Annotated in this window: 9 protein-coding genes; 3 read left to right on the top strand and 6 right to left on the bottom strand. The window is 71.7% G+C overall.

Annotated elements, in window-relative coordinates:
* Nucleotides 1-120: 120 nt before the first annotated feature.
* Nucleotides 121-2,565, top strand: a complete 2,445-nt coding sequence (locus tag L0B03_RS08865; protein WP_250445449.1) for a DNA topoisomerase (ATP-hydrolyzing) subunit A — start codon at nucleotides 121-123, stop codon at nucleotides 2,563-2,565.
* A gap of 16 nt (nucleotides 2,566-2,581) precedes the next feature.
* Here L0B03_RS08865 and L0B03_RS08860 read toward each other — a convergent pair whose 3' ends face one another.
* The gene (locus L0B03_RS08860; RefSeq protein ID WP_250445448.1) at nucleotides 2,582-3,613 is read right to left on the bottom strand and encodes a GNAT family N-acetyltransferase; all 1,032 of its coding nucleotides are present in this window, start codon (nucleotides 3,611-3,613) and stop codon (nucleotides 2,582-2,584) included.
* Between the two features lie 64 nt (nucleotides 3,614-3,677).
* Nucleotides 3,678-5,849, bottom strand: a complete 2,172-nt coding sequence (locus tag L0B03_RS08855; protein ID WP_284501576.1) for a DNA topoisomerase IV subunit B — start codon at nucleotides 5,847-5,849, stop codon at nucleotides 3,678-3,680.
* An 86-nt stretch (nucleotides 5,850-5,935) separates the two neighbouring features.
* On the opposite strand from L0B03_RS08855, the gene L0B03_RS08850 reads away from it, so the two are divergent.
* Together L0B03_RS08850 and L0B03_RS08845 are read left to right on the top strand one after the other, a co-directional pair.
* Nucleotides 5,936-6,154 carry a hypothetical protein gene (locus L0B03_RS08850; RefSeq protein WP_250445446.1) on the top strand — a complete coding sequence of 73 codons (219 nt, stop codon included), beginning with the start codon at nucleotides 5,936-5,938 and terminating at the stop codon, nucleotides 6,152-6,154.
* A 93-nt stretch (nucleotides 6,155-6,247) separates the two neighbouring features.
* Nucleotides 6,248-6,736, top strand: coding sequence for a DUF456 domain-containing protein (locus L0B03_RS08845; RefSeq protein WP_250445445.1), 489 nt, complete (start codon nucleotides 6,248-6,250; stop codon nucleotides 6,734-6,736).
* 26 nt (nucleotides 6,737-6,762) lie between these two features.
* Here L0B03_RS08845 and L0B03_RS08840 read toward each other — a convergent pair whose 3' ends face one another.
* The 4 genes from L0B03_RS08840 to L0B03_RS08825 form a co-directional block, all read right to left on the bottom strand.
* Entirely contained in the window at nucleotides 6,763-7,449 is a 687-nt protein-coding gene (locus tag L0B03_RS08840; RefSeq protein WP_250445444.1) for a hypothetical protein, read from the bottom strand.
* A 333-nt stretch (nucleotides 7,450-7,782) separates the two neighbouring features.
* A complete protein-coding gene (locus tag L0B03_RS08835; RefSeq protein ID WP_284501577.1) occupies nucleotides 7,783-9,195 on the bottom strand; it encodes an RNA polymerase sigma factor in 1,413 nt (470 codons plus the stop codon).
* A gap of 180 nt (nucleotides 9,196-9,375) precedes the next feature.
* Nucleotides 9,376-9,774, bottom strand: coding sequence for a universal stress protein (locus L0B03_RS08830; RefSeq protein ID WP_250445442.1), 399 nt, complete (start codon nucleotides 9,772-9,774; stop codon nucleotides 9,376-9,378).
* Between the two features lie 67 nt (nucleotides 9,775-9,841).
* Nucleotides 9,842-10,376, bottom strand: a 535-nt coding sequence (locus tag L0B03_RS08825; protein ID WP_250445441.1) for a DUF4192 family protein, incomplete at its 5' end; no start/stop codon positions are given.

The following is a 10,376-nucleotide window of genomic DNA, read 5'->3' as shown; positions in this document are numbered from 1 at the left end:
CGCCGGACGGCGCAGGGGGCAGGGCGCGGGCGGGCTCGGGCGCGTCGCCGTCGGCCCGACCCTCGCGGCGGGGGACAATGGGACGCCCCGTCCCACCACCGCCGAGGAGCACCCCCACCGATGGCCCGCCAGACCACCGGACCGTCCGACGCCCCGTTCGCCGAGACGATCGTCGACATCGACGTCGCCGCCGAGATGGAGGGCTCGTTCCTCGAGTACGCCTACTCGGTCATCTACGCGCGCGCCCTGCCTGACGCGCGCGACGGCCTCAAGCCCGTCCAGCGTCGGATCCTGTTCCAGATGGCCGACATGGGCCTGCGCCCGGACCGCGCCCACGTGAAGTCGGCACGCGTGGTCGGCGAGGTGATGGGCAAGCTCCACCCGCACGGCGACACGGCGATCTACGACGCCCTCGTCCGCATGGCCCAGCCCTTCTCGCTGCGCCTGCCCCTGGTGGACGGACACGGCAACTTCGGGTCCCTCGACGACGGCCCCGCCGCCCCGCGCTACACCGAGGCCCGGCTCGCCCCCGCCGCGATGGCCATGGTGCGGGGCCTCGACGAGGACGAGGTCGACTTCGTCCCCAACTACGACAACAAGCTGACCCAGCCCGAGGTGCTCCCCGCCGCCGTCCCCGGCCTGCTGGTCAACGGCGGCTCGGGCATCGCCGTCGGCATGGCCACCAACATGGCGCCGCACAACCTCGTCGAGGTCATCGGCGCCGCGCGCCACCTGGTCGCCCACCCCCAGGCCTCCCTCGAGGACCTCATGCGGTTCGTGCCCGGCCCCGACCTGCCCACCGGGGGCAAGATCGTCGGGCTCGACGGCGTCCGGGACGCCTACCGGAGCGGACGCGGCAGCTTCCGCACGCGGGCGACGGTCAAGATCGAGAACGTCACGCCGCGGCGCAAGGGCATCGTCGTCACCGAGCTGCCCTACCTGGTGGGCCCCGAGAAGGTGATCGAGAAGATCAAGGAGGGGGTCCAGGCCAAGAAGCTCTCCGGGATCACCAACGTGGTCGACCTGACCGACCGCGCCCACGGGCTGCGGCTCGTGATCGAGGTCAAGACCGGGTTCAACCCGGACGCCGTGCTCGAGCAGCTCTACCGGTACACGCCGATGGAAGACTCCTTCGGCATCAACAACGTGGCCCTGGTCGGCGGCCAGCCCCGGACCCTAGGGCTGCGCGAGATGCTCGTGGTCTGGGTCGACCACCGCCTCGACGTCGTCCGTCGTCGTTCCACCTACCGCCTGGCCCGGCGGCTCGAACGGCTGCATCTCGTCGAGGGTCTGCTCGTCGCGATCCTCGACATCGACGAGGTCATCCAGGTCATCCGCAGCTCGGACACGGCCGAGGCCGCCCGCGGGCGGCTCATGGACGTCTTCGACCTGTCCGAGGCCCAGGCCGAGTACATCCTCGAGCTGCGCCTGCGACGACTCACCAAGTTCTCGCGCATCGAGCTCGAGAAGGAGGCCGAGCAGCTGCGCGCCGAGATCGCCGAGCTCGAGGAGATCCTCGCCGACGACGCCAGGCTGCGTGGCGTGGTGAGCGCCGAGATGTCAGAGGTGGCCGCGACCTTCGGGACCCCACGTCGAACGATCCTGCTGGAGTCCGCGGGCGGCACGGGCCCCGTCCCGGCCCGCAGCGCCACCCCGCTCGAGATCGTCGACACCCCCTGCCGTGCGCTGCTCTCGGCCACCGGACTCCTGGCCCGCACCGCGGACGAGAGCTCCGTCGTCCGCTCGGACCGTCGCGCCTCGCACGACGTCCTGACCAGCGAGGTCCTCGCGAGCACCCGTGGCGAGATCGGCGTGGTGACCTCGCGGGGCCGTGCGCTCCGGCTGTCCGTGCTGGACCTGCCGGGACTGCCCCCCACCGACGGACCACCCTCGCTCTCGGGGGGCGTCCCCGTCGGTGAGGTGCTGGACCTCGAGCCGGGCGAACGAGCCCTCGCGCTCGTGGCCCTCGGCGCCGAGGCCCCCACCCTCGCGCTGGGCACCGCTGGCGGGGTGGTGAAGCGGGTCACCTCCGAGGCGGCGCCGAGCCGACCTGTCTGGGAGGTCATCGGCCTCAAGGAGGGTGACGAGGTGGTCGGCGCGATCAGCGTCACCGACGAGGACGAGCTCGTCTTCGTCACGACCGACGCCCAGCTGCTGAGGTTCAGCGCCGGGGTGGTGCGCCCGCAGGGTCGTGGCGCCGGCGGGATGGCCGGGATCAAGCTGGCCGCCGGGCAGCGCGTGGTGCACTTCGGCGCGGTCCGTGCAGGGACGGAGGAGTCCGTCGTGGTCACCGTCGCCGGGACCGCCGACGCCCTCCCCGGGACCCAGGCCGGCTCGGCCAAGGTCACGCCCTTCGAGGCGTACCCGGCCAAGGGCCGCGCCACCGGGGGCGTACGCGTCCAGCGCTTCCTGCGGGGCGAGGACTCCTTGCTCCTGGCGTGGGTCGGCACCACGCCGGCCCGGGGCACCGGGTCCGCCGGTCAGGCCGTCGACCTGCCCGAGGCGGACCCGCGTCGCGACGGCTCAGGGGTCCCCCTCACCGCACCGGTGCACGCCGTCGGGTGAGGGTGCGGCGTCCGGCTCAGAGCTCGACGCTGTAGAGGACCTCGCCGTGGGTGGCCTCGAACCCGAGCCGGCGGTAGAGCTCGTGGGCACCGCTGGGGTTGTCGGTGTCGACCGTGAGGCACGCGTACTGGATGCCGTCCTCGCGGTAGGCGAGCATCGCACGCGCCAGGAGCGCCGGGGCGAGCCCGCGGCCCCGCCAGGGGGCCCGGACGCCGAGGAGCTCGGTCTCGCCGTAGGAGTACCCCAGGAGCGGCCAGTCGTGCTCGTACCGCCCCGAGATGAGGTACCCGGCGACCTGGGGCCCGCCGCCCGAGTGGTCGAGGGCGACGAAGCTCCACGCGGGTGCTGCGTGCGGCTCGGGACGGTGCCACGTCTCCGGGGTGTGGGGCTCGGAGCCCCAGTGGTCGATGAAGGCGTCGTTGTGGGCCTCACGCACGCCGTCGTCCAGGTCCGTGGTCCAGCCGACGATCTGCAGCTCTGCCGGGAGGTCGACGGCCGGCAGGGGCGCCCGCAGGTCGCGGCGCATCGCGGTGTACCAGCGCACCGGGCTGAAGCCGGCCGCGGCGTACAGGCGGCGCTGGTCGCGGGCTCCTTCGTCGACGTAGACGGCCAGGCGCGCGGGCAGGTCCTTGCCGCTCTCGGCGAGCTTCTGCCGCCCTCGACCCTCCATCCATGCCAGCACCGCGCGGCCGATCCCCCGGCCGCGCCAGACCGGGTCCACCCCGCCCCGCAAGAAGGCCCGCACGGTCCGCAGGTCCCCCGGCCGCACCTCCACCAGGGCGTAGGCGCGCAGCGTCCCGCTGTCGTCGAAGCCCCCCAGGCTGTCCCGCTCGAGGTCCTTCCACTCACCCACGAGGAGATCGGAGACCTCGGCCTCCGAGTGACGGCGCGGGGCCGCCTCGACGGTCTCGACGGCTCGGACGAGGGTGAAGAGCGCCGAGGCGTCAGCCGGCGTCAGCGGTCGCCAGCGCAGCTCGAGGTGCACGGGTGGGTGCTCGAGCACCGCGGGCGGGTCCGCGCGCACGGCGAGGGGTTCACGCGAGCTCACGGCACCAACCTAGGCGATCCGGACCCACCGTCGGGACCACGCCGCCGGGGGCAGGGCGTGCTGCTCACGCGTCGATGCGCGCCCGGTCGAGCTGCGCCGCACCCGCGACGATGAAGTCACGTCGCGGGGCGACCTCGGACCCCATGAGCAGCTCGAAGACCGACTCGGCGGCGGCCGCGTGCTGGGCCGTGACCCGACGCAGGGTCCGGTGCCGGGGGTCCATGGTCGTCTCGGCGAGCTGGTCGGCATCCATCTCCCCCAGGCCCTTGTAGCGCTGGATGTCCTCCTTGTAGCGCCGACCCGACTTCTGGAGCTTCTTGAGCGTGGCGGCGAGCTCAGCCTCGGAGTAGGTGTAGATGTACTCGTTCTTGCGTGAGCCCGCACCGATCACCTCCACCCGGTGCAGGGGGGGCACCGCGGCGAACACGCGGCCGGCATCGACCAGAGGTCGCATGTACCGGAAGAACAGCGTGAGGAGCAGGGTGCGGATGTGCGCACCGTCGACGTCAGCATCGGTCATCAGGACGACCTTGCCGTAGCGGGCGGCCTCGAGGTCGAAGCTGCGCCCCGACCCGGCGCCGAGCACCTGGATGATGGCTGCGCACTCGGCGTTGCGCAGCATGTCGGAGATGGAGGCCTTCTGGACGTTGAGGATCTTGCCGCGGATCGGCAGCAGGGCCTGGAAGTCCGAGCTCCGGGCGAGCTTCGCGGTGCCCAGCGCGCTGTCCCCCTCGACGATGAACAGCTCGCTGCGTTCGACGTCGTCGCTGCGGCAGTCCGCGAGCTTGGAGGGCAGGGCCGAGCTCTCGAGGGCGTTCTTGCGCCGCGAGATCTCCTTCTGCTTGCGCGCCGAGAGCCGGGCCCGCATCTCCGCGACGATCTTCTCCAGGACCAGGGCGGACTGGCCCTTGAGGTCCCGCTTCGGGGAGGTCAGCACGGCCGAGAGCTCACCCTCGACGACCTTCGCGACGATCCCGCGCACCGGCCCGGTGCCCAGGACCTCCTTGGTCTGGCCCTCGAACTGCGGCTCGGACAGGCGCACCGTCAGCACGGCGGTGAGCCCCGCCATGATGTCGTCCTTCTCGACACGCTCCGAGGAGTCCTTCGTCGAGACCTTGAGCCGGCGCGCGTTGAGCTCGATCTGCTTGCGCAGGGTCTTGACGAGGGCCTGCTCGAGACCCGCGAGGTGCGTCCCGCCCTTGGGGGTCGAGATGATGTTCACGAAGCTGCGGAGCTCGGTCTCGTACCCCGTCCCCCAGCGGAGCGCGACGTCGACCTCGCACTCCCGGGTCACCTCCTGCGAGGTGAGGTGGCCTCGGCCGTCCAGGACGGGGACCGTCTCGGTGAAGGAGCCGCTGCCGGTCAGGCGCCACGTCTCGGTGATCGCGGTGTCCGGGGCGAGGAAGTCCACGAAGTCGACCGTCCCGCCGTGGTGGACGAAGGTCTCCTCGTGCGGGGCGTCCGCCCCGGGCGTGCCCGGCAGCCCGCGCTCGTCACGCACGGTCACGGTGAGGCCCGGCACCAGGAACGTCGTCTGCCGCACGCGTGCCACGAGCTCGTCGTAGGAGAAGACGGCCGTCTTGGGGAATACCTGCCGGTCAGCCCAGTACCGCACGCGTGTCCCGGTGCGCGCCTTGGGGACCTTGCCGACGATGGTCAGCTCGGAGGCCTCGAGGAAGGGCGTGAACGGTGCGTCCGGCCCGCGGCCGGCCGAGTCGTCGAAGGTCCCCGGCTCGCCGCGGTGGAAGGTCATGCGGTGCGTGCGGGCGTTGCGGTCCACCTCGACGTCCAACCGTGAGGACAGTGCGTTGACGACGCTAGCGCCGACCCCGTGCAACCCTCCCGAGGCCGTGTAGGAGCCGCCACCGAACTTGCCTCCGGCGTGGAGCTTGGTGAACACGACCTCGACGCCCGTGAGCCCGGTCTTGGGCTCGACGTCGACGGGGATGCCGCGCCCGTTGTCGTGGACCTCGACCGAGGAGTCGGCGTGCAGCACGATGGCGATCCGGTCGCAGTGGCCGCCGAGGGCCTCGTCCACGGAGTTGTCGATGATCTCCCAGAGGCAGTGCATCAGACCCCGGGAGTCCGTGGTCCCGATGTACATGCCAGGTCGCTTGCGGACCGCCTCGAGGCCCTCGAGGACGGACAGGTGGCGGGCGTTGTAGCTCGACTCGGACAGCGTGCTGGTCACGAGGACCGAGCCTAGACGCTCGGGGCGCGCCGCCCGGGTCGCCATGCCGCGGGGCCGCGGACGACTACGCGGTGAGCGAACCACCCGCCCTGGACCGTGCCGTACGGCAGGCAAGGTGGTTTCATGGTCGCGTGACTACGACGACGACCTCCCCGCTGACTGCGGCCGACCGCTGCGACAGCTGCGGCGCCCAGGCCTACGTCCGTGTGGTGCTGGCGACCGGCGAGCTGCTCTTCTGCGCGCACCACGCCCGCGCCCACGAATCCGCCTTCACCGATCTCGCGGTGCACGTCCAGGACGAGACCGACCGGCTCCTCGAGCAGCACGGCGCAGGCGCCGCCACGCGCTGATCCACGACCGACAGACGAAGGGCCCGGTCCAGAGCACCTCGGACCGGGCCCTTCGTCATGCACGAGGCCGCCAGCTGACCCGAGGAGTCCCCCATGGATCTCACCACCGTGCTGGTCGGCCTGGCGATCCTCGTCGGCCTGGTCGGGATCGTGCTCCCCGTGCTCCCTGGCTCCCCCACCATCGCCGTCGCCGTCCTGGTCTGGGCGATTATGGTCGGCACGACCGGTGGCTGGGTCGTGCTGGGCGTGGTGCTCGTCCTGCTGGCCCTCGGCTGGTCGGCCACGTACGTGCTGACCGGCCGTCGCGTGCAGCAAGCAGGCGTGCCGCGACGGTCGTTCGTCGTCGCCGGGATCGCCGGGATCGTCGGGTTCTTCGTGATCCCGGTGCTCGGGCTGTTCCTGTTCTTCGCCGGCGGTCTCCTCGCGGCCGAGTACCACCGGCTGCGTGACCTCGACACGGCCCGCCGCACAGCGGTCACGGCGCTCAAGGCCACGGCGTGGGGGATGCTCGTCGAGCTCACCCTCGCGCTGATCGCCGCGGGCACCTGGCTGGTCGCCGTGGTCGCCGGGGTCGGGGGCTGACGAAGGAACGGGCCAGCCCGTCGCGCTCACGCCGCCCGAGCGACCTCACGAGTGGGTAGCCCGGCGCGAGCACGATGGACGCACACGACCGTGAGGACGGCCACCGCCCCGGTCTCTCCAGCGGCTTCGACCGCGGTCAGCAGGTAGTCGACCCGGTACGGCACCTCGCTGACCACCGCCGCGTGGACCATGTCGACCACGACGGCGAAGAACACGACGAGCCCCAGGGCCAGGGCCAGATGGCGTGAGACAGCTCTCGCCGGGGCCGAGCTACGCCGGTGCCCCAGGACCACGAGAGCTGCGAGCAGCGCTCCCAGCGCGCCCCAGACGACCAGCTCGCCGACGTCCTGACCCGTCAGTCCGACGGGCGTCGGGAGTCCCACGGTCGAGTCGAGCCATCCGCCCCCGCGCTCGTGCAGGGCGAGGTTGTCGTCCAGGGCCACGACGACCAGGAGCAGGGCCCAGGCGAGCAGCACCGGTGCACCAGGTGCCGAGCGTCCCAACCGCGCGAGCAGGACGGCCGAGATGATCAGGAGGGTGCCGCGGTAGAGCTCGATCCAGCTGGCGTCACGATTGGTGTCCCACCGCCAGCCTGAGACCGCGGCGTACCCGTTGCGATGGGCCCAGTCGGCCACGATCAACGCCAGAGCCACCGCCAGGAGCCCGACGAGCATGGTGAGGTAAGGGGCACGAGTGGTACCGGTACGGGGCATCGCTGCAGCACATCCTCGGGTCCGACGGAAGCAAAGCCGTCGACACTACTGCGGGGCGCCCCGTCTCGCGACCGGAGCTACCCAGATCCGGAGGTGGCGGCGTGCTCGGCCCTGGAGCGCGGAGGGGAGGACCACCCAGCGGGCCTCGCTCCTCGGGCATGGGGAGGAGACGTCGGCCGACGCCGTAGACGAGGGCGAGGGTCACCGCGGAGGCGAGGAGGGCGAGCGCGTCGTCGAGTATCACCCGACCCATGTCACACGTACCCGATGGCGTACGCCTGTACCTCGGGTGACGTCAGGGTGAACGTCGTCGACCTCCTGCTGCGACGACCCTCAGTCGAGGTAGTCCCGCAGCACCTGGGAACGGCTGGGGTGGCGCAGCTTCGACATCGTCTTGGACTCGATCTGCCGGATGCGCTCACGCGTGACCCCGTAGACCTTGCCGATCTCGTCGAGGGTCTTGGGCTGACCGTCGGTGAGACCGAAGCGCATGGAGACCACCCCGGCCTCGCGCTCGGAGAGGGTGTCGAGGACCTGGTGGAGCTGCTCCTGGAGCAGGGTGAAGCTGACGGCGTCGGCCGGCACCACGGCCTCGGAGTCCTCGATGAGGTCGCCGAACTCGCTGTCCCCGTCCTCGCCCAGGGGGGTGTGCAGCGAGATGGGCTCGCGCCCGTACTTCTGGACCTCGACGACCTTCTCAGGGGTCATGTCGAGCTCCTTGGCGAGCTCCTCAGGCGTGGGCTCGCGGCCCAGGTCCTGGAGCATCTGCCGCTGGACGCGGGCGAGCTTGTTGATGACCTCGACCATGTGCACCGGGATACGGATGGTGCGGGCCTGGTCGGCCATGGCGCGGGTGATGGCCTGGCGGATCCACCACGTGGCGTACGTCGAGAACTTGTAGCCCTTGGTGTAGTCGAACTTCTCGACCGCACGGATGAGCCCGAGGTTCCCCTCCTGGATGAGGTCCAGGAACAGCATCCCGCGGCCCGTGTAGCGCTTGGCCAGCGAGACCACGAGGCGCAGGTTGGCCTCGAGCAGGTGGTTCTTCGCACGGCGACCGTCCGAGACGATCCACTCGAGCTCGCGACGGAGCTTGGGCTCGAGCTTGGGGCCGCTCGCGAGCTTCTCCTCGGCGAAGAGGCCTGCCTCGATCCGCTTGGCGAGCTCGACCTCCTGCTCGGCGTTGAGCAGGGCGACCTTGCCGATCTGCTTGAGGTAGTCCTTGACCGGGTCGGCCGTCGCGCCGGCCGTCACGACCTGCTGGGCGGGGGCGTCGTCGTCGTCGGCGTCCGAGACCGTGAAGCCGGTCTCCTCGGTCTCCTCGGTGGCCGGGGTCACGACGGCGACGGTCTCGCCCTCCTGGGGCTCGGCCTCGGGGATGCCGTCGGGCTCAGGGGCGGGGGCGGGCGCCTTGGCCTTGGCGGCGGGCTTGGCCTTCGCCGCGGGCTTGGCCTTGGTGGCGGCGGTCTTCGTCGTCGAGGTCGCAGCGCTCTTGGGAGCCGAGGTCTTCGTCGTGGTCTTCGTGGTGCTCTCCTCAGCGTCGGCAGGGGCCTTGGCGGTGGCGGTGCTCGACCGTCGGGTGGTGGCCGCGGCGACGGCCGTCCGGGCCTGAGGCTCCTGGACGGTGATGCCGGCGTCGCTCAGACCGCGGACCACGGAGCGCAGCCGCTTGGGGGCGACCTCAGCGCTCTCGCAGGCGTTCCGGAGGGACTCGGCGTCGACCGAGCCGTGGGTGCGGCCACGCATGACGAGCTCCTGCAAAGCAGGGTGCTCGAACTCGCGGGGCAGGGCAGGACGTGAAGACAGGGATGACACAGAGAACCTTTCGGCAACGCCAGGCTCGGAGAGAAGGTCCGGGGGTAGACCATCATTGTAACGTCCGGGGGCACCCCGGGGCACGACCTGGCGGAGCGAGCAGGCGCCCGATCAGGTCCTGACGGGCTTGACCGCCAGCACCGGGCACGGTGCGTCGAGGAGGATCCGCTGCGCGTTGGAGCCGAGGATCAGCTTGCCGACCGGGCTGCGTCGTCGCAGGCCCATGACGATGAGCTCTCCCCCGGTCGACTCGGCGGCCGAGATGATGTCGTCCGCGACATCTCGACCGCGCACGGTCTGCCGCACGTCGTAGGGGACGTCGGCCTCGTCAAGACGACGACGCACCTCCTCGACCTGCTCCTCGAGCGCCCCTGTCTCGGAGCCGAACCGGCTGCTCCGCTCGCTCAGGACCACGACCAGGCGACTTCCGCGCCGACGGACCTCCTCGACCGCGGCAGTCAGGGCGGCGTCGCCCTCGGCAGTCGCGACATAGCCGACGACGACACTCATCGATCCTCCAGGTGACGCAACGGGAACGTTTCGTCGACGCTACCTGATCGTCACCTCCTGCGATCGTTCAACCGGTCTCGCGCTGGGCTGCGCGGAGCCAACCCGGGGGCATGCCCTGCACGAGGGCCTCGTGCACGAGCAGCGCCAGGCGGTGGTCCTCGTCAGCCTCGAGGGCACGTTCGCACAGCACCGAGGCGCGCGCGCCGTCCCCGTTCCACCACGCCACCACCGCGAGCAGGGTCGACGCCGGGGCCTGGGACCGTCGGGGGGCGTGCGCGACCACCGCCTCGAGGACCGCGCGGGCAGCGGTCGTGCGCTCCTGCTCGGGCGCCGACCCGACCTCCGGGTCGATGATCGCCCTGAGCACCTGCCCGACCTCGTCGCCACCTCCGCCGGCCACCACCCGATCGGCGACGCGGTCAGCGCCCGGGACGAGTCCCAGCAGCACCCCGTCCCGCACGAGCACGTCGTCGAGGGCGGCCTGCAACCGCCCCAGGACGGTGGGGGCGGCCTGGTCCGACTCGTCCACCCGCGCACGAGCGACCTCCTGACGCCACAGGGCCAGGCCCTGCTCGCGCCAGCGCTGCGCCGCCGCGCCGTCC

The sequence above is a fragment of the Actinotalea sp. C106 genome, assembly GCF_023630195.1.
Lineage (GTDB): Bacteria > Actinomycetota > Actinomycetes > Actinomycetales > Cellulomonadaceae > Actinotalea.
This window is presented reverse-complemented; position numbering and strand designations above follow the sequence as displayed.

What these genes read in the sequence shown, in the direction of transcription:
- L0B03_RS08865 (WP_250445449.1), top strand. Translation starts at nt 121, where the DNA reads ATGGCCCGCCAGACCACCGGACCGTCCGACGCCCCGTTCGCCGAGACG.
- L0B03_RS08855 (WP_284501576.1), bottom strand. Translation starts at nt 5,849, where the DNA reads ATGGCGACCCGGGCGGCGCGCCCCGAGCGTCTAGGCTCGGTCCTCGTG.
- L0B03_RS08845 (WP_250445445.1), top strand. Translation starts at nt 6,248, where the DNA reads ATGGATCTCACCACCGTGCTGGTCGGCCTGGCGATCCTCGTCGGCCTG.
- L0B03_RS08840 (WP_250445444.1), bottom strand. Translation starts at nt 7,449, where the DNA reads ATGCCCCGTACCGGTACCACTCGTGCCCCTTACCTCACCATGCTCGTC.
- L0B03_RS08835 (WP_284501577.1), bottom strand. Translation starts at nt 9,195, where the DNA reads ATGCGTGGCCGCACCCACGGCTCGGTCGACGCCGAGTCCCTCCGGAAC.
- L0B03_RS08830 (WP_250445442.1), bottom strand. Translation starts at nt 9,774, where the DNA reads ATGAGTGTCGTCGTCGGCTATGTCGCGACTGCCGAGGGCGACGCCGCC.